This window comes from Vibrio toranzoniae (genome assembly GCF_024347655.1).
Classification (GTDB): Bacteria; Pseudomonadota; Gammaproteobacteria; order Enterobacterales; family Vibrionaceae; genus Vibrio; species Vibrio toranzoniae.
In genome coordinates this window covers 822321-846720 of the sequence record NZ_AP025514.1, presented here as the reverse complement: position 1 = coordinate 846720, position 24400 = coordinate 822321, and the positions used below count along the sequence as shown (strand labels likewise).

25 protein-coding genes are annotated in these 24400 nt (G+C 43.0%); 11 read left to right on the top strand and 14 right to left on the bottom strand.

Going from position 1 to position 24400, the window contains the following annotated elements; translation table 11 throughout:
- Window positions 1-53: 53 nt before the first annotated feature.
- On the bottom strand, window positions 54-560 hold the full coding sequence (gene rfaH / locus OCU50_RS03815; protein WP_060468266.1) for a transcription/translation regulatory transformer protein RfaH: 507 nt from the start codon (window positions 558-560) through the stop codon (window positions 54-56).
- 504 nt (window positions 561-1064) lie between these two features.
- Here rfaH and OCU50_RS03810 point away from each other — a divergent pair.
- Window positions 1065-2462: a peptide MFS transporter gene (locus OCU50_RS03810; RefSeq protein ID WP_060468267.1), complete on the top strand. Its 1398-nt coding sequence runs from the start codon at window positions 1065-1067 to the stop codon at window positions 2460-2462.
- A gap of 106 nt (window positions 2463-2568) precedes the next feature.
- Here the strand turns inward: OCU50_RS03810 and hemH are convergent, their stop codons facing one another.
- From hemH to htpG, 3 genes are all read right to left on the bottom strand, one after another.
- Complete coding sequence (hemH, locus tag OCU50_RS03805; protein ID WP_060468268.1) at window positions 2569-3531, bottom strand: ferrochelatase; 963 nt, start codon at window positions 3529-3531, stop codon at window positions 2569-2571.
- 268 nt (window positions 3532-3799) lie between these two features.
- A complete protein-coding gene (adk, locus tag OCU50_RS03800) occupies window positions 3800-4444 on the bottom strand; it encodes an adenylate kinase (RefSeq protein ID WP_046224691.1) in 645 nt (214 codons plus the stop codon).
- A 388-nt stretch (window positions 4445-4832) separates the two neighbouring features.
- On the bottom strand, window positions 4833-6737 hold the full coding sequence (htpG, locus tag OCU50_RS03795; protein ID WP_060468269.1) for a molecular chaperone HtpG: 1905 nt from the start codon (window positions 6735-6737) through the stop codon (window positions 4833-4835).
- Window positions 6738-7007: 270 nt separating this feature from the next.
- On the opposite strand from htpG, the gene OCU50_RS03790 reads away from it, so the two are divergent.
- The 4 genes from OCU50_RS03790 (at window position 7008) to OCU50_RS03775 (ending at window position 9636) form a co-directional block, all read left to right on the top strand.
- The gene (locus OCU50_RS03790; RefSeq protein ID WP_060468270.1) at window positions 7008-7919 is read left to right on the top strand and encodes a transcriptional regulator; all 912 of its coding nucleotides are present in this window, start codon (window positions 7008-7010) and stop codon (window positions 7917-7919) included.
- Between the two features lies 1 nt (window position 7920).
- Window positions 7921-8436 (top strand): regulatory protein ToxS, encoded by a 516-nt coding sequence (locus OCU50_RS03785; protein ID WP_060468271.1) that lies wholly within the window; start codon window positions 7921-7923, stop codon window positions 8434-8436.
- A gap of 114 nt (window positions 8437-8550) precedes the next feature.
- A complete protein-coding gene (locus OCU50_RS03780; RefSeq protein ID WP_060468272.1) occupies window positions 8551-9306 on the top strand; it encodes a sulfite exporter TauE/SafE family protein in 756 nt (251 codons plus the stop codon).
- Between the two features lie 18 nt (window positions 9307-9324).
- A complete protein-coding gene (locus OCU50_RS03775; protein ID WP_060468273.1) occupies window positions 9325-9636 on the top strand; it encodes an Rdx family protein in 312 nt (103 codons plus the stop codon).
- A 25-nt stretch (window positions 9637-9661) separates the two neighbouring features.
- Here the strand turns inward: OCU50_RS03775 and yfcE are convergent, their stop codons facing one another.
- From yfcE to OCU50_RS03750, 5 genes are read right to left on the bottom strand one after another with little or no spacing between them, the layout of a single operon-like run.
- A complete protein-coding gene (gene yfcE, locus OCU50_RS03770) occupies window positions 9662-10207 on the bottom strand; it encodes a phosphodiesterase (protein WP_060468274.1) in 546 nt (181 codons plus the stop codon).
- Between the two features lie 47 nt (window positions 10208-10254).
- Complete coding sequence (locus OCU50_RS03765; protein WP_060468275.1) at window positions 10255-10662, bottom strand: CBS domain-containing protein; 408 nt, start codon at window positions 10660-10662, stop codon at window positions 10255-10257.
- Complete coding sequence (locus OCU50_RS03760) at window positions 10659-11009, bottom strand: P-II family nitrogen regulator (RefSeq protein ID WP_017056378.1); 351 nt, start codon at window positions 11007-11009, stop codon at window positions 10659-10661. Before OCU50_RS03760 ends, OCU50_RS03765 begins: the two co-directional genes overlap by 4 nt.
- The gene (locus tag OCU50_RS03755; protein ID WP_060468276.1) at window positions 10999-11793 is read right to left on the bottom strand and encodes a DUF1538 domain-containing protein; all 795 of its coding nucleotides are present in this window, start codon (window positions 11791-11793) and stop codon (window positions 10999-11001) included. The genes OCU50_RS03760 and OCU50_RS03755 overlap by 11 nt, the downstream gene beginning before the upstream one ends.
- Window positions 11790-12524 carry a DUF1538 domain-containing protein gene (locus tag OCU50_RS03750; protein WP_060468277.1) on the bottom strand — a complete coding sequence of 245 codons (735 nt, stop codon included), beginning with the start codon at window positions 12522-12524 and terminating at the stop codon, window positions 11790-11792. Before OCU50_RS03750 ends, OCU50_RS03755 begins: the two co-directional genes overlap by 4 nt.
- 301 nt (window positions 12525-12825) lie before the next feature.
- Here OCU50_RS03750 and OCU50_RS03745 point away from each other — a divergent pair, with 301 nt between their 5' ends.
- The 6 genes from OCU50_RS03745 to OCU50_RS03720 all read left to right on the top strand — a co-directional run bounded on the left by OCU50_RS03745 (window position 12826) and on the right by OCU50_RS03720 (window position 17951).
- On the top strand, window positions 12826-13740 hold the full coding sequence (locus OCU50_RS03745; RefSeq protein ID WP_060468278.1) for a TIGR01777 family oxidoreductase: 915 nt from the start codon (window positions 12826-12828) through the stop codon (window positions 13738-13740).
- Between the two features lie 43 nt (window positions 13741-13783).
- Window positions 13784-14611, top strand: a complete 828-nt coding sequence (locus OCU50_RS03740) for an SDR family oxidoreductase (protein WP_060468279.1) — start codon at window positions 13784-13786, stop codon at window positions 14609-14611.
- A gap of 398 nt (window positions 14612-15009) precedes the next feature.
- Window positions 15010-15864: a co-chaperone YbbN gene (locus OCU50_RS03735; RefSeq protein WP_060468280.1), complete on the top strand. Its 855-nt coding sequence runs from the start codon at window positions 15010-15012 to the stop codon at window positions 15862-15864.
- Window positions 15865-16069: 205 nt separating this feature from the next.
- Entirely contained in the window at window positions 16070-16999 is a 930-nt protein-coding gene (locus tag OCU50_RS03730) for an SPFH domain-containing protein (protein WP_046224680.1), read from the top strand.
- Window positions 17000-17002: 3 nt separating this feature from the next.
- Entirely contained in the window at window positions 17003-17452 is a 450-nt protein-coding gene (locus tag OCU50_RS03725; protein WP_060468281.1) for an NfeD family protein, read from the top strand.
- A 319-nt stretch (window positions 17453-17771) separates the two neighbouring features.
- Complete coding sequence (locus OCU50_RS03720) at window positions 17772-17951, top strand: hypothetical protein (RefSeq protein WP_017056370.1); 180 nt, start codon at window positions 17772-17774, stop codon at window positions 17949-17951.
- 69 nt (window positions 17952-18020) lie between these two features.
- Here the strand turns inward: OCU50_RS03720 and cueR are convergent, their stop codons facing one another.
- The 5 genes from cueR to zipA form a co-directional block, all read right to left on the bottom strand.
- Window positions 18021-18413, bottom strand: coding sequence for a Cu(I)-responsive transcriptional regulator (gene cueR / locus OCU50_RS03715; RefSeq protein WP_017056369.1), 393 nt, complete (start codon window positions 18411-18413; stop codon window positions 18021-18023).
- Between the two features lie 93 nt (window positions 18414-18506).
- Window positions 18507-19310 (bottom strand): DUF2057 family protein, encoded by an 804-nt coding sequence (locus tag OCU50_RS03710; RefSeq protein WP_060468282.1) that lies wholly within the window; start codon window positions 19308-19310, stop codon window positions 18507-18509.
- Window positions 19311-19408: 98 nt separating this feature from the next.
- Complete coding sequence (locus OCU50_RS03705; RefSeq protein WP_060468283.1) at window positions 19409-20509, bottom strand: porin; 1101 nt, start codon at window positions 20507-20509, stop codon at window positions 19409-19411.
- Window positions 20510-21034: 525 nt separating this feature from the next.
- A complete protein-coding gene (ligA, locus tag OCU50_RS03700; protein ID WP_060468284.1) occupies window positions 21035-23047 on the bottom strand; it encodes an NAD-dependent DNA ligase LigA in 2013 nt (670 codons plus the stop codon).
- 92 nt (window positions 23048-23139) lie between these two features.
- A complete protein-coding gene (gene zipA, locus OCU50_RS03695) occupies window positions 23140-24174 on the bottom strand; it encodes a cell division protein ZipA (RefSeq protein WP_060468285.1) in 1035 nt (344 codons plus the stop codon).
- Between the last annotated feature and the right edge of the window lie 226 nt (window positions 24175-24400).

Sequence of the window (24400 nt, the reverse complement as noted above, 5' to 3'; positions counted from 1 at the left end):
GCATTATGCGCCTTTTTTGTTTTAAGCCTGCTTCTCTCTTTGTAGTGCTGTACTTATGCGTGAGCTTGTAGTGCTTCGTTCTCAATACTGATCGGAACCACTTGGCTGATCATTTTTACCAACATAATAGAGCGAGCTTCACCATCTTTCTGATCGAAAATAGCTTCAACCCCAGCAAACTGGCCACTCTGAATTGTCACTACTTGTCCTGATTCAAACTCAACACAACAATTTTTAACTTCGTTACTACAACAATTTTCGAACTTTTTAAGTTCAAACACTATGTCACCTTGGACTTCATGTGGCCTTGCACCTAACTTAATAAAATCAACAACACCACGGGTTGAACGAACTGTCGTAAAACTAGGGCCTTGTTCGTAGTCAAAGCGAACAAAGATATAAGACGGGAATAACGGTTCTTTGACTCGTTTTTCTTTTCCTCGAACTGACTTTTCAACTTCTATTTGGGGATAAAAGCACTCTACCCCTTGATTTTCCAAGTGCTGCTGTGCGCGTTTTTGATCACCACGCTTACAGTAGACTAAATACCAACGTTTCATTTTTACTAGCCATTTATTTTATTTTATTTTGGAACATCTTACCACAGCATAAAACGGTTTAATTAGGCGTAATAATATGAACCGTTATCAACAGAGTAATCTTCCGAATAGAGCTATTTACCAAGAAAATAGCCTTCAAAAAATGCAATTAGCCATTGTACAGCGATAATATTTACATACAAATAATGAATATAGAAGGTGTTGATATATAAAAACCTATTAGATCGCATTTTCATTTTCGACCAACCCATACACCGCACTAATGCATAAGTAAAACACCATTCGATAGGCACTAAAGAAGGCGCATTAATCATCCAATTCAAATCTGGAAAATTAGTTTTCATCGCACCCTTTCAGAACAAAACTCAATAAAAAACCATTAATATCAGCACCTTACATAAATACACTTTTAAAACCACAAAAAACATCTATTGCAGTTTTTTATTCCACTCTGTATACATAAGTTACTATAAAATCTTTTAATACCTGAAGTTAGTAAAACTTATGCCAAGCAATCACAATATCTTTGGCCATCCTAGAGGCCTATTCCTACTTTTTAGCACAGAATTATGGGAACGTTTTTCCTATTACGCAATGCGTGCAATTCTGGTTTTATTTTTAACCGACACCACTATTAACGGTGGGCTCAGTTGGTCAACGAAAGACGCACTTGATCTCTACGGTATTTATACTGGCTTAGTCTACATTACACCCTTAATCGGTGGCTGGATTGCAGATAATTACTTAGGACAACGTAAATCGATCCTGATTGGCGGTTTATTAATGGCGCTAGGCCAATTTACACTTGCTCTACCCAATGGCTTTATTGGCTTAGACCAAGTAAATGCTCTTTACCTCGGTTTAGCTCTGCTTATCAGTGGTAACGGTATGTTTAAACCAAACATCTCGACCATGGTTGGTGACTTGTACCAAGAAGGCGACAACCGACGTGATGGTGCTTTCACTATTTTCTATATGGGCATCAACTTAGGCGCACTGCTTGGTGGATTAATTTCAGGTGTTGCAGTCGACTCTTTCGGCTGGAAAGCAGGCTTCCTAGCCGCTGGCATTGGTATGATTATTAGTTTGATCATGCAAGTGACTATGGCTCAATCGTGGTTAGGTAACATAGGTTCAGTGCCTGCTGCAGCTCGAGCAAAAGCCTTAAACAAATCTAAAGAAAAAGATCCACTCACCAAAGAAGAATTTGACAGACTAAAAGTGATTTTAATTATGGGTCTGTTCGTGATCGTTTTCTGGGCTGGCTTTGAACAAGCAGGTGGTCTGATGAACATCTACACTCAACAATATACTGACCGTATGATTGGTGGTTTTGAAGTACCTGCCGCGTGGTTCCAATCTCTAAACCCATTCTTCATCATTACTCTTGCGCCATTCATTGCCGCATTTTGGGTTAAGCTTGGTAAGCGTGAACCAAATTCCCCGGTGAAGTTTGCTATGGCTTTGTTCTTCTTAGCTTTGGGTTTCGTGTGCATGATGGGCGCGGTAATGGAACAAGGTGGTGACCTAACAGTGAAAACATCAATGTTATGGCTGGTGGGTGCTTTCTTCTTCCATACCCTTGGTGAGCTTTGTCTATCGCCCATTGGCCTGTCGTTGGTCACTAAGTTAGCTCCGCTTCGTTTAGCCTCTCTGATGATGGGCGCTTGGTTTGGCTTCAACGCGGTGGCAAACTACGTAGCAGGTCTGGTTGGTTCTCATGTAGGCGAGTTTGGTGCTATGGCAATCTTCAGTGGTATAGCGATTACCGCAACGGCTAGTGGCATATTATTGCTGCTGTGTGCTGGTAAACTTGTGTCATGGATGCATGGCGTAGAAACCAACATGACGCTTGACACAGAATCAAAAGCAGATCAGTCAGCAGAAACATCTGTCGCTTAATATCTAATAACACCTAATAGCTAAAATGACTTCAGAACACTAATTAAAAAAGGGCTGCTCAATCAATGAGGCAGCCCTTTTGTTATGTATAGAACCTACATATCAATTAACGGTGAAGTTCCACTAGCTCTGCCATCATATCGATGTGCGAATCTCTGTCGTTAAGGCACATAATATAACTAAAGTCCGCACCACCAGCTTCAATGAAGGTATCTTTACACTGATCAGAAATTTCTTCCAATGTTTCCAAGCAGTCTACAGAGAACGCCGGTGCCATAATATCGATACTCTTAATGCCCTTACTTGGTAGTAACTCAAGCGTTTCATCTGTATAAGGCTTCAACCACTCTTCTCGACCAAATCGCGACTGATATGTCATGGTGATATCTTCCTCAGATAAGCCTAACTCTTCAGCAAGCAGTTTTGTCGTCGCTTCACAATGTTGAGGATAAATATCACCTTCATCAGCTAAGCGCTTAGGAATACCATGGAACGAACAAACCAAGTGATCGGCTCTGCCATTTTGCTCCCAATGGCTGCGAACGCTTTCAGCCAGTGCTTTAGCATAACTAGGATGCGCGTAATAATCACGAATAAAGCGATAGCTTGGAATTACTGGCATCTGCTTAAACGCTTTGGTTAAACCATCAGAAACAGCCGCTGTGGTTGTTCCAGAATACTGAGGATATAAAGGCAGTACGATGATATCTTCAACGCCCTGCTCCATCAGCTGCTCAACACCCGACTTTAGGCTTGGGTTGCCATAGGTCATACCCAATGCAACAGGCATCTCTAGTTTTTTCTGGAGTTTTTTAGCTTGTCTTTGGGAGTACACAAGCAGTGGTGAGCCTTCATCCATCCAGACCGACTGGTACAGCTTAGCCACTTTAGGCGAGCGAATCGGTAAAATCACCCCGTGCAAAATAGGACACCAAAGCCAACGCGTTAGGTTAACCACCCGCTTGTCATGTAAGAACTCACTCAAAAATCGACGAACGCCAGCTGGGGTCGCCGAATCTGGAGTCCCTAAGTTCACCAGTAAAACGCCCTGCTTTTTATTATTTTCCATAGATACCTGAGACTCATATGTAATTTTCTGGAAAGTAATATACTAATCTACATAAATTCAAGATCATTGAGCATACCAAATGTTTGAATAATCATTCTGAACGTGAGGTATCTCAAACTCTAAACTGCTATCCATCATCAGGGCTAAAAACCTTAAATCAGCGCAATCAAACTTATCGAGATTGGTATCGTACTAAAATTTGGAACAAAAAAAGCGACCCATAAGGTCGCTTCTAATATATCAAATTCTAAAACTGGCTGTTAGCCAATTATGCTAGTGCTTTCTCAAGTTCTGCACTAACTTCAGCAACTTGCTTAGTACCGTCGAATTTAAGGTACTTAGTGTTGCCGACTTCCGCTTCTTTACCGTAGTAAGAAATAAGCGGCGCTGTTTGATCGTGGTATACACCTAGACGTGCACGAACTGTTTCTTCTTTGTCGTCATCACGTACCACTAGCTCTTCGCCAGTTACGTCATCTTTGCCCTCTTCTTTAGGCGGGTTGTACACAGTGTGATATGTACGACCTGAAGAAAGGTGAGCACGACGACCAGCCATACGCTCAACAATCACATCGTCAGCTACGTCAAATTCAACAACGTAATCAACAGCAATACCCATTTCTTTTAGGCCATCAGCTTGTGGAATTGTGCGTGGAAAGCCGTCTAGTAGAAAACCTTTTTCGCAGTCATCTTGAGCAATACGCTCTTTGATAAGACCAAGGATAATTTCATCAGAAACTAGCTGACCAGCGTCGATTACTGATTTTGCTTGCTTACCAAGCTCAGTACCCGCTTTGATAGCAGCACGTAGCATGTCACCAGTTGAAATTTGAGGGATACCAAATTTGTTCATGATGAAGTTAGCTTGAGTACCTTTACCCGCGCCAGGAGCACCTAGAAGAATGATGCGCATGTTTAATCCTCTTATAAAATTATGATTTATACCGAAGCTCACTATCCTACCTTCCTAGTTCATTTGTAAGATAAACAGAAAGCGTTAGATAACAGTAGAGGTTAAGCAAAACTGTAAACAGAAGCAAAACGGTAAGTTTCGGTATAACGTTTAAAAATCATACAGCTGGAGACGATACTTTCACACTCTCAACTGATTAGGTCGAGCATTCTATCACATTAATATTCAATTTGGCTGAATTTACGACTAAAGAATGCATTGGTAGCATTTATTGCCACGATAACGGTGACGTTGACCACGTTTAATGAGTTTTCAACGACGTTCATAAAAAAAGCCCGCATTTGCGAGCTTTTTAATACAATTATTTGCTTAGCCCAAAGTCGAAAGACTAACGTTTTGTTAGTAGCTCGTTGATTGCACCCAAGAATTGTGACGGATCTTCCATTGAGCCTTTTTCAGCCAGCATAGCCTGGCCAAGTAACAGCTCAACCCAACGGCCGAACGCATGCTCGTCCGCTTCGTCTGCCATCTGTTTAACTAGAGCGTGCTCAGGGTTAATCTCAAAGATGTACTTAACTTCAGGTGCAGCTTGGCCCGCAGCTTCGAGAAGCTTAGCCATTTGCGTACCCATTTCGAAATCATCAGTCACAACCACTGCTGGCGTTGTTGCTAGCTTGAAAGTAGTACGAACCTCTTTAACACGATTACCTAGGTAAGCTTGAGTGCGTTCGACAACAGATTTGAACTCTTCTTCTGTCTCTTTTTGCTTCTCTTTCTCTTCTTCGCCTTCAAACTTGCTTAGATCTAAGCCCGCTTTCGTGATCGATTGGAACTGCTTACCGTCGAAGTCCGTTAGGTAGTTCATTACGTACTCATCAATGCGATCGTACATTAGAACGACTTCAATACCTTTTGCTTTGAACTGCTCCAAATGTGGGCTGTTCTTAGCGGCAGCATAGCTATCTGCTGTTAGGTAATAGATTTTGTCTTGGCCTTCTTTCATACGCTCAACGTAAGACGCTAGGCTGATAGTTTGTTCAGCAGAATCCACTTCCGTTGACGAGAAACGAAGTAGACCAGCGATCTTCTCTTTGTTCGCCATGTCCTCAGCTGGGCCTTCTTTCATTACTAGGCCAAACTCTTTCCAAAACTCTAGGTACTTGTCGTTGTCATTCTTCGCCATGCGCTCAAGCATCGTTAGAACACGTTTAGTACATGCACCACGTAGAGATTGAGTTACCTTGTTATCTTGCAGGATTTCACGAGACACGTTGAGAGGTAGATCATTTGAGTCAATCAAGCCGCGAACGAAACGCATGTAAGATGGCATGAACTGCTCAGCATCATCCATAATGAATACACGCTGCACATAAAGCTTTAAGCCGCTCTTATGGTCACGGTTCATCATGTCCCAAGGTGCTTTAGCTGGGATGTAAAGCAGACTTGTGTAGTCGTTCTTACCTTCAACTTTGTTATGGCTCCACGTTAGTGGGTCAGCAAAGTCATGAGATACGTGCTTGTAGAACTCTTGGTACTCTTCTTTGTCGATATCAGATTTGTTACGAGTCCAAAGCGCTTGCGCCTTGTTGATCTGCTCCCAGTGTTTCTCTTCGGTCTCTTTACCTTCGTCATCTTTAACCGCAGTTAAGATAGAAACTGGGATACCGATATGATCAGAATATTTACCAATCACTTCACGCAGACGCCATTCATTTAGGAACTCTTTCCCGTCTTCACGCATATGAAGAATAATATCAGTACCACGAGACTCTTTGGTGATGTCTTCAATGGTGTAATCGCCTTCTCCCGCAGAGTGCCATTGAACGGCTTCATTGCTCGCTAAACCTGCCGCACGAGTGCGAACGGTTACTGCGTCTGCCACGATGAATGCAGAATAAAAACCAACACCAAATTGACCAATCAGTTGAGAGTCTTTACTTTGGTCTTCAGACAATTTTGAGAAAAAGTCCGCAGTGCCTGATTTAGCGATCGTACCTAAATGTTCAATAACGTTGTCGCGGCTCATGCCGATACCATTATCTGAAATCGTTAGGGTGTTTGCTTCAGCATTGAATGAAAGTTTTACACCTAAATCTGCATCACCTTGGTAAAGGTCACCATTTGATAAGGCTTGAAAACGAAGCTTATCAGCCGCGTCAGATGCGTTCGAGATAAGCTCACGTAGGAAGATTTCTTTATTTGAATACAGTGAGTGAATCATTAGATGAAGTAGTTGTTTCACTTCAGATTGAAAGCCACGAGTCTCTTTATTTTGCGTTGCCGTTTCGCTCATTTTTACTCCAAAACATCTATACTTTATGTTGAATAATTTTAAGGACGTAACACTTTATGTCACTCTTGTGTTCATTAACATGAGGATGACAAATGTAAATTCAAGGTCAAAAACCATAAAAACACTGTTTTTTTGATCTGTTTTTATTATCCTTGAGTGTTATAAATATAAAAGAACATAAAAGAAGCCATGATTTGGTGAAGAATTGACTGAACTTCACCTAATGTTTGTCTATTTCTCACCCAAAATCACCCAAAATAGAAGAATTCAATGAGCAATATCGGCACAAAGCTTATTCTCGCACAGCGGTTTGTATTTGATCCAAACAGCAATTCACTTGTTGATCAACTAAGCGATGGCGAAGTCGTACGTCTTGGTAGTAATGAAAGCCGCATTCTCCTAATGCTGTCGGAAAGGCCCAATGAAGTTATCACTCGCAATGAATTGCATGAATATGTTTGGCGAGACCAAGGCTTTGAGGTCGATGACTCAAGCTTAACTCAAGCAGTATCGACGCTAAGAAAGATGCTGAAAGATTCGACCAAATCTCCAGAGTTTGTAAAGACGGTCCCAAAGCGCGGATATCAATTTATTGCGACCGTTGAACGTTCAGCACCACTGTCATCAAATGATCAGCCAATAGCCGCTGAAATTGCCGAAAATGACGTAGAACCTACCTTAACGTTCGCTAACACGACAATGTCGGAAGAAGTCATTGCTGAAACTGCTGAACCAGAACCAGTAACAAAGGTTCAAGAAACCGATGTAGAAGCTGAGCCAACACGAGATCCTAATGTAACTCCGGCTAAAAACACAAATAAGTGGTTAACGTTTTGGTTGCTACTTGTTGCTTTCATTATGCCGATTCTGGTTTTAACATTGACTAACCCGGCAGAATCCGAGTTCAAAACATTGGCTGAAGTGGATGGCGTGAAAGTGCAGTCACCAATCAACCACCCAGATCTAACCAGTTGGCTACCCGCAATTAAAAAGTGTGTCTTGTACTACAACAAAAATCACGCAGGCATATTGAAGCCAACGGAGGTGATTGCAACAGGTGGGCAAACCAATAACCTTGCTCTTAACTATATCCACCCACAAAAATATTCGAGCGAGAATATAACCCTTAAAATTTACGCCAACCAGTCGGATTTAAACGACATTTGTAAAGGTGATCAGTAACATGAAATTAAAAGTATCCATTATTCTACTGGTTATTTCCGCGTTTTTAAGTGGTTGGTTGTATTGGGGTAATGATGCAAAAATAGAACACCTGTTAACTCAACACGAGTGGCAAGCAAAAATGGTGACTCTGATTAGCGACAACACGCAAGCCGACTCTATCGGCCCACTTCGTAAAGTAGAACTGTCATCGAATGCGAAATATTTACCAAACGGTACCTACTTAAGAATGTCAATAGTCAGGCTTTACAGCACACAAACTGCGCCAGCGAATGTGATCAACATATCCGAAACTGGCCAGTGGGACATCAACGATAATTACTTACTCATCTCTCCGACTGAGTTTAAAGATGTCACGTCGGCTCAACGTCAGGATTTCTCTAAAGATCAATTAGACCTCATAACTCAGGTGATCAAGATGGATGCTGAACAAAGCCGTCGAATTGATATCGTTAATCAGAAAGCGCTGCTACTGACTAGCTTAAATCACGGTTCTACCGTATTGTTTTCAAACTAATAATGGGTAGCTATTTGCTGTATATGCATAGCTGAATACCATTAACGGTAGACCAATAGAAAGAGGGGCATGATGCCCCTTTTTTGTTCGCTGTTTTAACAAATACGAGACTCTATGGATTGGATTAACTCACTTGCCCTCTTCTTTGGTTCATTAATCGCCAATACCCTCGCCTCCTTATCAGGTGGCGGTGCCGGGCTACTTCAATTCCCGTTGCTTATCTTTCTTGGCCTACCCTTTTCGGTCGCCTTAGCGACTCACAAGGTCGCGAGTGTCGCGTTAGGTTTGGGGGCTGCCTATACCCATATTAAAGGCGGAACGCTAAACTGGAGAGTTTGTTGTTACCTGATAGCTGTGGGTAGTATAGGTGTGGTCATTGGGGCTAATATCGTGCTCCTGATTCCCGACGACATTGCACAGAAACTGCTTGGGGCGATGATCTTAGCACTTGGCGTTTACTCCCGACTAAAGAAGCAGTTGGGACAAGATGAACAACTCAAAAACCGAGACACCAAAGGTTACATCATAGGTGGTATTGGGCTTACGCTAATTGGCATCATCAACGGCTCTCTGACTGCGGGATCTGGACTGTTGGTGACCTTGTTTCTGGTTCGCTGGTTTGGTTTCACTTATAAACAGGCCGTGGCGCTCACCATGATATGTGTTGGCCTGTTCTGGAATGGCATCGGCGGTATCGCAATCGTACAAGCTGGCGCACCCATATACTGGTTGTGGCTACCCATACTTCTACTTAGCTCATTTATAGGTGGAAGCCTAGGCGCATTTCTTGCCAACCGTTCAAGCAATCAGCTCGTCAAAACGGCCTTCGAAATATTGACGTTTGCCGTCGGTATCAAGCTACTGATATAGAATTCAAAAGGATTAACTATGAATACGGAATCGAATCCAACAACCTCAACAGTATCGCAAGCAACGATAGCAATACACTATTGCCGTCAATGCAATTGGATGCTGCGCTCAAGCTGGTTGTGCCAAGAACTGCTGCACACCTTTAGTGAAGAGATAGAACAAGTCAGTCTACACCCTGATACGGGCGGACGATTCGAGATTTTTTGTAATGGGACACAGATTTGGGAAAGAAAAGCGGACGGCGGTTTTCCTGAGGCTAAAGTCCTGAAGCAAAGAGTACGAAACATCATTGCTCCAGATAGAGACCTCGGCCACGTAGATTCAAAGTAAGTCTACTCGCGACCGATTTTGTTATTTAAAGCTGGCCGCTCACCATGAGGTCACCTTCAAGGCTGATCACTTTGAAGGTATTGTTTTCATATAGACCATAGCTTGCTGCGTGCCCTTCTCGTGGGAATGTCACCGAGCTAGGGTTGAAAATGAAGATACCATCTTGGTATCCAGCAACTGGGATATGAGTATGACCGTGAGCAATAATATCGCCCGCTTTCAGTGCTGGTCGCTTCGTTGTGTTGTACAAGTGACCATGAGTTAAGAAGATACGCTGACCTGACTCAAGCAGTACCCATGAGTAATCCATCATCATAGGGAAAGACAACAGCATCTGATCCACTTCACTGTCGCAGTTACCACGAACGGCAATGATCTCTTGAGAAAACGCATTCAACTTCTCTGCAACCGCCGGCGGGTTGTATCCCTCTGGAATCGGGTTTCTTGGACCATGATTCAGAATGTCCCCCAATAGAACCAAATATTGCGCACCAGACGCTTGGTAAAGCTCTAATACTTTTTCTGTTGCTGGCAGCGAACCGTGTAGGTCTGAAGCAAAAAATAATTTCACACGTACTTCTCCATAAAATTTATGAGCCTATTGTACGTATCTAACGGCTACACGTCATCTCTCGCCATACCGTTGATCACGATATTATTGTAACTAACCATACCGACTATTTTATGGTCACTGACCACAGGGGCACGACTGATACCAAAACGCTCAAACAAGCGAGCACAATACTTCACATTCATATCAGCAGACACGCTCAAAGCTGGTTTAGTCATGATTTCATAAACGTTAGTGCGCTTAGGCGATCGGTTCTTGGCTAACACTTTCTTAGCGATGTCATTCATCAATACGATGCCGTATTCATCATCCTCATGGCGCTTATCGACGATGATGGCTTTAACTTTGTGCTTTTTTGCCATCTCAATCGCTTCGAACACCGTCGTTAGCCCGTCAATAATCACATACGTGTTAGCCATTACATCGCTGACTCGAATTGTCTCACCCGTATTCATAACTCATCCTCCACAACCTTGGTTAATGTCTCGACTTGGTGCGCAACGCCGACCGCATCCTCGACATCGATCTGAACAGCAATGCCTTGCCCTGACTCTTGGTCGAACTCCCCAACTTCACCGATGGTTTCTAAAATATGTCTCGCCAAATGCTCCTCGACGACAAACAACAACACATCTTTTTGCACCTCTAACGTTAATCCGAAGAAGGTGCGTTTTTGGTTCAGGCCTTGCCCTCTAGCATTGTTAATCACCGTTGCTCCAGTGGCGCCCGCATCACGCGCGGCATCGAGCACACTGTCTGTCTTGCTCTCTTCTACAAACGCTAAGATAAGTTTAAAGCGCATCTTTGCTCTCCTTAGAGGTGTGTAAACGGTTTAACCATTGTGTTATTTGGGCATAACCCATCACTGAAATAATTGGGAATAAGCTGGCAAAGGCGATTAAACCAAAGCCATCAATCACTGGGTTTCGTCCAGGAACGGTTGAAGCGAGCCCTAACCCAAGAGCCGTCACTAAAGGCACAGTCACGGTAGATGTCGTCACCCCGCCCGAATCGTAGGCCAATGGAATAATAAGTTTAGGGGCGTAAAAGGTTTGGATAACTACGACGACATAACCAAAAATGATGTAGTAATGGATAGGATCGCCCGCAACAATCCGATAACTGCCGAGTGAGATTCCGATAGCGACCCCTAATGCCACGGCAATTCTCAATCCGTTAACACTGATACTGCCACCTGAGACTTGGTTCGCCTTAATCGCCACCGCAATTAACGAAGGCTCGGCGATCGTGGTACTAAAACCAATACAGAATGCAAAAAAGTAAACCCAGTAGTAATCAAACCAAACCAATGCCAGGCCAGAGCTGACCTTAAAATCAGTCAGAAAGCTTGGCTCGGTCAATTGCATTGCCATGGTTTCCCCTAAGGGAAACAGTGCGAGTTCCAATCCCATCAAGAAGAGGGACAATCCAAGGATGACGTAAAAGAAACCAATCAGCACTTTGGCTAAATTGTTCACGGGCTTACGCAGCACTGCAAGTTGAAAACCAAATATGATCACCGTAATTGGAATCACATCCATCACGGTGCCTAAAAAAGTATCAATAAATTGCTGAGCAGTGATCATGTCACCACCATCCCATAGACCATGACAAACATCATCGGCAACAGTGACGCAAAGGCGATCAACCCGAAGCCATCGATCATTGGATTACGGCCCTTGATTGCTGATGCTAAACCCACCCCTAGTGCTGTCACCAACGGAACGGTGATGGTTGATGTTGTCACTCCACCAGAGTCATACGCTATCCCAATGATATTTTCAGGGGCGAAAGCGGTAAGTACTACCACGCCAATATAACCACCGATGATCATGTACTGAATTGGCCACCCTTTTAAGATACGCAGCACCCCAAGTAAGATGGCGATACCCACCGACAATGCTACGGTGAAACGCAGGCCGTCTGCATATTCTTCCATTTCATCTAACGTATTGGGGATAACACCTCCCTCGGCTGCCACTTCCGCAGCTTCGGCAGCGACTGCAGTTAACGCAGGCTCGGCTATGGTGGTCCCGAAACCCAAACAAAAAGCGAAGATCAACAACCAGAACACACTCCCTTTTCTGGCAAATGCTTGAGCCATCGATTCGCCAATTGGAAACAACCCCATTTCAAGGCCAAAGATAAAGAAAGTGAGCCCAAAAACGACTAGCACTAATCCGGTTAGAATCGATAAAAGATGAGGAAGCGGCTCTTGTAAGACGGCAAGCTGGAAGAAGGCGATCACCGCGACAATCGGCAATAGATCTCGCAGGCTACCTAACATGGCTCGAAACAAAGCAAGCACTGCCGTCATCGTAACTCCTTATTGCTGAAATTGATTCTGGTTATAGGTTACTAATAATCATGGCAAATCCTTATCATTCCTTATGTGATAAATATTACGCAGTTGGTAACATATCCAAGTAAAATCCATAAGTGTGATAACGATACACATCTTGACCTGATGAATTTGACTTCACTCTTTAATAAATTGAAAAAGGCGTAATTTAGGTATCACACGATTGAAACCAATTGATCGCTATAGTGATTTTTTCGTATTGATTGGCGATAAAAAACAAGTCATGTCTATAATTATGTTTAATAGGGAGATTGGTATGAAGATATTGTTAACGGGTGGTACGGGGTTTATTGGGTCTGAATTAGTCAAGAGTTGGAACACTGATGATGTGACATTGCTGACGCGGAGCCCTGAAAAAGCAAAGAAAAACCTAAATCACCTGAACCAGAACAACCTTCATTACATTCAGTCCCTTGATGAACTGAGCGATCTCAATGACTTCGATGTGGTGGTTAACCTAGCAGGCGAACCGATTGCAGACAACCGTTGGACCGAAGATCAAAAAGCGAGAATCTGTAACAGTCGCTGGCAGATCACCGAAAAGCTAGTCGAGTTGATTAGTGCTAGCAACAACCCACCCGAGGCTTTTATTAGTGGATCAGCCGTGGGTTACTATGGCGATCAACAGCAACATCCGTTTGATGAATCGTTGCAAGTAAAGGATGAAAGCTTTCCTCATAAAGTTTGTGCTCACTGGGAAGAGATAGCTAAGCGAGCTCAATCAGATAACACGCGTGTAATACTGCTCAGAACGGGGATTGTGTTAGGCGAAAATGGCGGCGCGCTAAAGAAGATGCTAATGCCCTACAAACTGGGCGTCGGTGGGCCTCTAGGTTCAGGCAAACAGTATATGCCATGGATTCACATGCTAGATATGGTGAGGGCCATCAACCACTTGTTGTCGATTCCGCACGCTCAAGGCGAGTTTAATATGTGCGCTCCGCACCCTGTGACGAACAAGCTGTTCAGTAGTACATTAGCCAAACAATTGGGCCGACCTCATTTCTTGTTCACACCGAAATGGGCAATGTCGCTGCTGATGGGTGAATCATCTTGTTTGCTATTTGATAGCATCCGCTCCAAACCAAAGAAGCTCACCGAAATGGGGTTCATCTTTAGTTACTCAAGAATCGAGCCTGCACTAAAAAACTTGTTACAACATCAAGACTAATTCTTTACCCTAGAGTCATAGAGACTCTAACAAAGGATTAAGCGTGAACAAGTCGATTCTTATCACTGGTTGCTCAACGGGTATTGGCTATACATGTGCTCATGCACTGCAAAAGCGCGGTTTTCATGTCATTGCATCTTGTCGTGACCCACAAGATGTTCAACGCCTTCAAGATGAAGGTCTCACCTGCATTCAACTCGACCTTTCCAACCAAGAAAGTATTGAACATGGCGCCAAGCTTGCGATTGAACTCGCACCTAATGGGCTGTTTGGATTGTTCAACAACGGCGCTTACGGTCAAGCAGGCGCACTAGAAGACCTACCGACTCAAGGTCTCAGAGAGCAATTCGAAACCAACTTCTTCGGCTGGCACCATCTTGTTTGTCAGGTCCTCCCGCACATGCGTGAACGTGGCGAAGGACGAATCGTACAAAACAGTTCAGTGTTAGGTTTCGCCGCTATGAAATATCGCGGTGCTTACAACGCTTCAAAATTCGCAATAGAAGGTTGGACTGACACTCTGCGTTTGGAACTGCATGGCAGCGGTATACACATTTCATTACTTCAACCCGGTCCTATCGAAACCCAGTTTAGAACCAACGCCCTAAAGGCCTTCAATAAGTGGATACGCATCGAAGGCAGTGTCCACCAAGAAGCTTACCAGCAGCAAAAAGACCGACTTGAAAAAGAGTCGTCAAACAACGCGTTTGTTCTGCCTGCTGAAAGCTGCATTGAACCTGTTTTTCACGCGCTGACTGCCGATAAACCTAAGCTAAGGTACCGAGTGACGACACCAACCAAAGTGTTCGCTGTGTTAAAAAGGCTCCTACCAAGCCGCTTGCTAGACCCTATTTTGAGAAAAGCAGCATAAATTACTAACTTTGAATGCACAGTCGCAAACTTTAATGTAACGATGTAATTTATTCGTAACAATAAGATGTCATGATTTAGCCTATCTCATCAATTATTCCCTATTGATGACACTAATCCTGGATATTTCATGACTTTAAACCGCCTTAATTGGGTAGGTGTGAGTTTGGCTATTACGTTGTTTATTCTGTTTTGAATATCTTAAGTAATACCTCACTGACCACCTCAATGAGAACGCTGTGTCTTCCGTGTTGAGATAACAACTCTATCAACATCGAAGCATGGCGTTTTTCTATTTTTGGCGCTTTTTATCTGAGATAACCGAGTTAGATCTTGAAGTTACCGACTAATCCCCCCATATTTGCAACGTATCCACAAAACAAACCTCAAGGAACGTAAATGCAATCTCCGCATGTTGTTGAACTTAATGAGCAGAACTTTCGTCAAGTATTAGAAGGTTCGATGCAGACCCCTGTACTCATCCATTTTTGGGCACCAATGAACCAAGAGAGCGCCCAAATCATTCCTGAACTACAAACATTAACTCAGCAATACAATGGCGCTTTCACCTTAGCCTTGTTGAATTGTGAGCAAGAACAAGCCATTGCTAGCCAGTTCGGTGTTCAAGCACTGCCGACCGTTGCACTTTTTGTTAATGGCCAACCTGTTGATGGACTCGGTGGTCCCCAAAGCGTAGAAGCAATTGTAGAAATGCTTAGTAAACACCTACCTAGTCAAGATGAACTCGCTTTACGCCAAGCTCTAGAACAAATGCAAACCGGTGCACACGCACAGGCACTCGCCGCGATACAGCAATTACCAACAGAGTTAACAAGTAAGGGTGAAGTAAAACTGGCGATCGCTGAATGTTTATTAGAAACGCAACAGTTTGACCTTGCTGAAACCCAACTAGCAACAATCCCCCTTGAGTACCAAGACAACTACTACAAAGGTTTAGTTGCGAAACTGGAACTTCACAAACAGGCAGCAGACAGCCCGGAGATACAAGCATTAGAAGCCGCTCTTCAGCAAAATCCAAGCGACGCTAAAACGGCATCTGAACTGGCACTGCAATACCATCAAGTAAACCGTAGCGAAGAATCAATGAACCTACTGTGGTCCTTTTTAGCCAAAGATCTCAACACCCTTGATGGCGACATGAAAAAAGAGTTCATGGATATTTTAAGTGCACTTGGACAAGGTAATCCCGTTGCGAGTAAGTACCGTCGCCAACTGTACTCATTGCTCTACTAACAATCAGTAACATATCGATAAAGCATGCTATTGCAATGAACTATAAGTGACAAAGTCACCCTTTAGCTTGTCGTAAAAAATCAAAACGGGCTATAAAATCAATGTTTTATAGCCCGTTTCTCATTTATAAATTTGCTCAGATTTTAAATATGAGCCAGTATCAATAATGGACTATCAAAAACTTACACTTACAAAGGATTTTTGCATGGCTATTGATACATTAATTACTATTGGCATCTTTACTGCCGTCGCATTATTATTTATTTTCGCTGGTGTGAAAACCGTCCCACAAGGCAATAACTGGACAGTTGAACGCTTCGGGCGATATACCTTAACGCTCAAGCCAGGTCTTAACTTAATCATTCCATTTATAGATAAAGTAGGACAGCGCATCAGCATGATGGAGCGCGTTCTCGACATCCCAGCGCAAGAGGTCATCTCTAAAGACAACGCGAACGTCGTTATTGATGCGGTTTGTTTTGTTCAGGTTATCGATGCCCCTAAAGCGGCCTACGAAGTGAACGATCTTGAGCATGCGATTCGCAATCTAACCCTCACCAATATCCGTACAGTACTTGGGTCTATGGAGCTGGATGAAATGCTCAGCCAGCGTGACATGATTAATACCAAGTTACTGAATATCGTCGATCAAGCAACCAACCCTTGGGGCGTAAAGGTGACGCGTATTGAAATTAAAGACGTACAACCCCCCGCCGACCTTACCGCTGCGATGAATGCCCAGATGAAGGCAGAGCGAAATAAGCGTGCTGATATACTAGAGGCAGAAGGTGTTAGACAAGCCGAAATCTTGAAAGCGGAAGGTCACAAGCAATCAGAGATCCTGAAAGCAGAAGGTGAAAAACAAGCAGCGATATTGCAAGCCGAAGCTCGTGAGCGTGCCGCAGAGGCAGAAGCGAAAGCAACAGAGATGGTTTCGACTGCGATTGCTCAAGGTGATATGCAAGCCGTAAACTACTTTATTGCGCAGGGCTACACTGAGGCACTAAAGTCGATTGGCCAAGCTGAAAACGGCAAGATCATCATGCTACCACTAGAAGCAACAGGCCTAATGGGTTCTGTAGCTGGTATCGCTGAAATGTTTGCACATAAGAGTGATAAAGGTAGTAAGGACTAACTTATGGTCGAATTACTAGAACAAGTAAACCATTGGCATTGGTTGGCGTTTGGTCTAGCGTTGCTAGCACTTGAGTTAATTGGAACCGCTGGTTACTTTTTATGGATAGGCATATCTGCCATGCTGGTCGGTGTCCTTTTGGGTGCTCTACCTATCGGCTGGCAGATGCAATGGTTATCCTTTGCTAGCTTCTCGTTGATCACCACTTGGTTGTGGTGGAGAAGACAACTGTCTAATGACAAGCACTCGGATGCGGGGCGAGAGTTAAACCAAAGAGAAAAACAACTGGTAGGTCAAACCGTTTTTCTTACCGAAGCAGTTAACAAAGGTAGCTGTAGAATTAGGGTCGGTGACTCTTCTTGGTCTGCAAAATCCAGTCAAGATATTCCATCTGGCACCGAAATTAAGATTGTCGCTTTAGACGGAATAGTTCTAATAATAGAACCTTTATAATCAAGTGCTATATAAAGCCTGCATTTTCAACAGATGCAGGCTTTTTTGATTTTCGTGTCTTAATAATATTCGAATTATCATTACGATAGATTGAATTGAAAAGAAAATAAGTTCTTATTTCGTAAAGCTAAAAAGTTTGATTGAGCTAAAAAGCTATAAGAAAGTCAGATTTCTTTTCCATTATATATATGAATAGTTAGCCTTATTGCCGCTTAATTATAATTATTAAAAATGTTAAGTCCGTCTAGTTTTTGAAATTTTTATTTCCTTGTCCATACTTTGACTTATCTCAATCAGAGATAAAACTAATGGAGTTCATATGAGACATCTTTTAATAATTCTAACGGCTGTTTTCAGTTTATCATTTGGAAGCGCTCTAGCGAGCAGTCAGTCTCCAGGTAACGGAAATATGGGGCCTATCGTTAAGTGTTTGGATGGTAACGCGGTCACGCATGTGCCATTGCTGATCTGTAAACATTACGGCGGAAAAGTGCTGTGATAAGAGATTAAAGTCAGGCTAGTAATATAATTTACAGCCTGACGATTATTGTTAACGGAAATAACCTAACTAACTGCGGCCAGATAGATTGTTTAAAATAGGGCATTCCGTTGAAGCATCGCCGGGGCAGTCTTGTACCCAAGCTTGGAGTTGAGTTTTCATCTTATTTAATTCAGCAAGCTTTAATTCTATTTCATCTAACTTCTGCGTTGCTTTCTGCTTGACCTCGTAGCTTTGCCTATTGGGATTCATTGCCAACTCAACCAGTGATTTACACTCATCAAGGGTAAACCCAACCATTTTAGCTCTTAATACAAACTCTAACTGTTCGATGTGAATCTCGCCGTATTGCCTGTAGCCGTTTTCTGAACGAAGTGGAGGACTCATCATTCCTTTGCTTTCGTAAAAACGAATGGATTTCGCTGTTGTACCAACACGTTTCGCTACTTCACCAATATTCACAATCTTACCTGTAAGCCTAAAATGTATCACCGCAGTACTGTTGTTATACAATACTGCGGTTGAAAAACATAGCTAGAGCGTAACGTTAGAGGCTTACTCTTGCTCTAAAAGCCAAATCATAGTTTGAGATTTTTCTTCACTGTCTAGCTTGTTGAACCAATATGAAACCATTTCGATTTCTTTGGAGCCTTCTAGTAGTGCAGGTGTTGCGTTCTTGCGATTTTGGAATGCCCAATTCGTCACTGCCGATTGCTCTTCTTTTGTCGCTTGACCATACCAGTAGTTAACCATCTCTTGAGCTTGTGACGCCTTTGGCTCTTCAGCAACCACAGCTGCAATAGGCGCAGCTACTGGAGCGATAGCAATCGCAGTATGATTATTGGCGCCATTGTAGATTGTGTCGATATACGCTTTCGGCACAATGAAAGTTGTACTCATTATTGAGTTTTGTCCATCAAGCGTAAACTCTAAATTCTTTTCTCTTGCTTGCTGGATATCAGCTTCGCTTAGAGGAAACTTAATATATTGAGTTTTTGTACAGTGTTCGCTGCAGCTCTCTCTTGGAACTTGTCTATCTTCTAACTCTATCGTCTTACCAAAAAAGCTAACGGTTTGGTACTCTTTGTAACTTTGGAAGTAACTTACATCCATAGTAATTGACGATTCTGGAGCTGAATTCTGTGTTACTTCTTTATTGTACGTAAAGTAGAGCGATGACTTGATAATGTCTGCGCCTACATTTGATCTGTTTTCTGCAACGTAAGATTGGCCAGTCACTTGAATGTAGCCACCTTTTGACTGCACATCTGCAACTGAATCTGCGAAATTACTTTGTGAATCGAGTGAACTACAAGCTCCCAAAAATAATGATAATACAACCACACTAACTTTATTCATTATGACTAATTCCTTATGTTCACTATGGAAAAACGCTGGCAAAAAAAATTTACCAGCGTTTTGATTTTTATCTAACTGTTTAAGCTGATAATTCTAGCTTAAAAACCGTACTCAAGACCAACGCGAGTTACGATATCTGTATCAGCGTCACCAACAGTACGGCCCGCAACACGTAGGTAAGGTACGAATCCGTTGTGCACTGCCATTAGCTGACCAGAGATAGTATTGCTATCTGTATTAGCTTCTTTGCTACCGTTAAGTTCAGACTCTAGGTTCGCTGCGTAACCCAGTTTAAAACCAATTGGACCATTCCAGTATTGGCCAATGATAGAGTAAGAATCTTGTGTTTGCTTACGGATGCCGTTATCTAGCTCTTCACCTTTAAATGCAGCCGCAAAGCCGAATCCTGCAGGTAGGCTAGCCTCAAAACCAACGATGTATGCGAATGTATCATCATCGTAGCCAGCGACTTCAGGAGCTTGCTCAGGGTTACCATTCTCATCAAATGACCAATCACCACCAGTAGCGGCAACTACACGAGTACCAGATTCAACTGCACCCATAAATGTTACTTTTTCGAAGCTGTATTTAGCGCTTGCGCCAAAGAAGTTAGCATCACGAGTCGCTGCACCACCACCGTTGTCGTTATCATCACGACCAACAGAAGCTGCAAAAGAGAAACCACCAAATTTAGCTGAGTCGTAACGTACTTGGTTAGATTGACGATCGTAGTGACCATTGATGCCGCCCCAATCGAATACAGAGCCTAGACCAGGGTTAGAGAATGGCCAGTCGACAATTTCGTATAGTGGCGTAAGAACACGACCCACACGTAGATTACCCCAAGAGCCAGAAGCACCAACAAAAGTATCACGGAAACCAAGCACACCGCCTGAAACGCCACCATGTCCCCAGTCTGTACTATCTACGTAACCTGATTCGATCTGCATTGTAATTAATACGTCATCAAACATATCTTTATGAGCACGGAAGCCGATACGAGATTCATTCTCTACTACGTAACCAGAGCTAGAGTCATTATTATCAGTTGTGTTGTAGTTAACTAAAGAGATAGCCGCAACACCGTAAACATCAACGTTGAAGTCAGAGTTAACACCAACTTCTTTCGCCATTACGCCTGTTGATAAAAGTGCAACTGAAGCACCTAGTAGAGTACGTTTGAAAATTTTGTTTTCCATGGAATAAAACTCCTAAAAATGGATATAGCTGTTTGAATATTCCCCGCCTAAAGTTGGCCGCCGTAGAGAGAAATACCTTTTCTTGTTTGAGAACTCTAAAATCTGAATTCTCTATTTCCTTTCTGGTTATACACATCGTGTGCATCCATGGCATTAAGACTAACTTCGCCCTCAAAAAGATCAATGAGAACTTAATTTTCATCTAAAAAAATATGAGTTAGTGCAAATTTACTGGGTGCTTAGTGATCTCAGTCGATAAATTGTAAAACCTATACAACAAACCAATTTAGTTCATTTAAATCAATACTTTGACTTGAGTTTAATTTCCATAAAATTGAAGTGACTCGCATTTATCTTACAACCAAAATGGTATTTCATTAATATTGAACGCCATCACTGTCATAATTTAATAGTTCGTATAGGAACAAAATTCTCAACAATTAAAAAGACTATCAATTTATAACAAACATAAAAAAGGCACTCCCTTAAAAGGAGTGCCTTTGAGCTTTTTTTATCTGAATTTACTTACGAAATAAGGTCAATTAGATCTTCTTCTGTTCTTATTTCGATACCTAAATCTTGTGCTTTAGTTAGTTTAGAACCTGCCGCTTCACCAGCGAATAAGATGTCGGTTTTCTTAGATACGCTGCCCGTTACTTTCGCACCTAGCGCTTGTAATGCAGCTTTAGCTTCACTTCGACCAAGTTGAGAGAGTGAGCCTGTTAACACAACGACCTTACCTTCTAATGGTAGTTCTTGGTCATCGGCAGCCTCTTCGAGCTGTGGCCAGTTCACACCAAGCTCTACTAGCTGGTCGATTACTGCTCTGTTTTTCTCTTGTGAAAAGAAACCAGTAATATGGCTAGCGACGATGTTACCAATATCTGACACTTCTACTAACTGCTCGTGAGTTGCCGCTTGAACCTGCTCTAGCGTCTTGAAGTGCTGCGCTAGGTTCATTGCCGTTGCTTCACCTACTTCACGAATACCGAGTGAATAAAGAAAGCGCGCTAATGTCGTGTCTTTGGCCTTATTAAGCGCGCTCACCACGTTTTGTGCCGACTTCGGCCCCATTCGGTCAAGAACCGTAATCACGCCCGCACTGAGCTTAAATAAGTCTGCTGGAGTTTCGACCATTTCGCGGTCTACAAGCTGTTCTATTACTTTCACGCCCAGCCCATCAACGTCTAGCGCCTTTCTCGAAACAAAGTGCTTAAGCGCTTCTTTTCGCTGTGCTTGACACACCAGACCACCAGTACAACGCGCTACCGCCTCACCTTCTACGCGCTCAACTGCAGAGTTACATACTGGGCAAGCATCAGGGAAAACAATGTCTGTCGCCGTAGCTGGGCGGCGATCTTGTACAACGGCCACAATTTGCGGAATCACATCACCAGCTCGGCGGATAATAACGCTGTCGCCTACCTTCACACCTAAACGAGCTATCTCATCAGCATTGTGCAGCGTGGCATTACTTACCGTTACACCGCCAACAAAGATAGGCTCTAGTTTAGCGACAGGCGTAATAGCCCCTGTACGGCCAACCTGAAACTCAACGTCATTTAACAGAGTGATCTCTTCTTGAGCCGGAAACTTGTAAGCAATAGCCCAACGAGGCGCCCTAGCAACAAAGCCAAGCACTTCTTGCGCCGCAATATCGTCGACTTTGATAACCACGCCATCGATTTCATAAGACAGAGCATCACGACGTGCCATAATATCTTGGTAGTACGCCTTTACATCCTCTAACGAGCTCAACTGTTTAGTTTCAGGACACATTGGCAACCCCCAACCTTTCAGCTGCAAGAAGCGTTGATAGTGGCTCTTGGAAAGCTCTGCGCCTTCTACAACACCAACACTGTAGGCATAAAAAGCCAGAGGTCGTTTAGCCGTAATACGTGAATCAAGCTGACGTAGGCTACCAGCCGCGGCATTACGTGGGTTAACAAAGACTTTCTCACCTTTTTTCAACGCCAGTTCGTTCAGTTTATTGAAGCCCGCTTTTGGCATAAAGACTTCACCACGAACTTCAATACGCTCTGGCCAACCTTTGCCTTGCAACTTAAGTGGAATCGAACTGATCGTACGCACGTTTTCTGTGATGTTTTCACCAACAGCGCCGTCACCACGAGTCGCAGCCTGAACCAAGGTGCCATTCACATAGAGCAAGCTTACTGCAAGGCCATCAAGCTTAGGCTCACAACAGAAAGTTTTAAGGCTTGCGGTCGGAGCCCTATCAGACATGCGCTTATTGAACGCATCCAAGTCTTCGTCAGAGAATGCATTGTCCAGAGAAAGCATTGGGATTTCATGGGTCACTTGAGTAAAGCCATCTAAAGGCTGACCGCCGACACGTTGACTTGGCGAATCTGCCGTCACAAGTTCAGGGTTTTCTTGTTCGATTTTTAGCAACTGTTGCATTAATCGATCGTACTCGACATCAGGAATCTCTGGAGTATCTTCTACGTAATAACGAACGGCATGATAATGCAGAGTTTCTCTTAACTGCTCTAAGGTAACTTGAATCGATTCTTTCATATCATTCTCTATCGTGATTGAAATATCAAAAAGGGCTCCCTTAGGAGCCCTTTTCTATAAATATAGATTATTTACAAGGCTAAAGAATACGGCTAGGCATTCGATGCCATCATAAAGTCTCTGATTTGTTTACGGTAATCAGACAAACGGCTTGGTGTCATTAAGTTGCGAGACTCATCTAGGACATTTCCACCCATATCGTCAGCAATTTTTTGCGCTGCACTCAACATCACATTGAAGTTTTGATCTGCTTGACCGTAGCATGGCAGCGTCATAAAGAATGAAATGCCTTTCGTGGTAAAGTCAGCAGGATCATCGTGTTCTAAGGTACCCGGTTGCATCATATTTGCTACGCTGAAAATAACTTTTGGATCATCACTAGGTTGTGCAAAGCAGTGATAGATAGACATTTCACCATAAGTGAGACCATTGTTCTCCATGCTACGGAAGAGTTCAGTGCCCACGAATGGAACCTCTCCAGCGCAATGTACATTAAGAACGATCACTTCAAGACCAAGGTCTTCATCTTGCTTTACTTCTGACTCAATTGATGAGGCACCTTGTGGAACAATGATTTCTTCAGCAACGACCGGCTCACTGGACACCAATGGTTCTTCAATCATTTCATCTACTTTTTCATCAAGCGAGCCATATTGTTCTTGAAAACCAGCGTGACTTTCTTTTTGCTCATCGGTCAGCTCAAAACTTGGAACTTCAGGCTCAACAACCTTCTGTTCTTCAATCTCTTTAGATTCGCTTTCAACCTTGATTGGCTCTTCAACACTGAAAGAAGGAAGATCATTCAATTCAATATCATCTTCGTAAACTTCTTTCGTTGGTGGTGCTGTTAGCGGATCTGAGTCAATCAAAGGATCAGTATCGGATGGTGAAGCAGCAAAATCCGGTTCTTTACGCTCTTTTCTGATTATCTCGAAATCATCTTCTGGGGCGAATGAGCGGTTTGGGATATTTTCAGGCTCACCTAAGCGATCGTTTTCAAGCTTACCAAGCGGTTTATCTCCAAACTTTGCTTTCCCTTCTTTCTTACTCGTCCACAGACCGTGGAACAATAATGCGGCGATAGCTAATGCGCCAACAATAATGAGTACAAATCGCAATTCCTGCATTTTTCGCTCTCAGCTTTCGTAGTCACTAGCTATTAAAACGCTGTCACTAAGTTAGGTTAATTTGACCAATCTCACTACTCTATCAAAAGTAGCCACCGTTTTAGAACAACTTAATACAATTAGTTCCTTACTTGGTGTGATTTTCGCCACGCTTTTTTTCTTAATTTTGGTCGAGTACACTAGAGATGTTTGCTATTTAACCAAATTCACATGTGACCCAATTTAA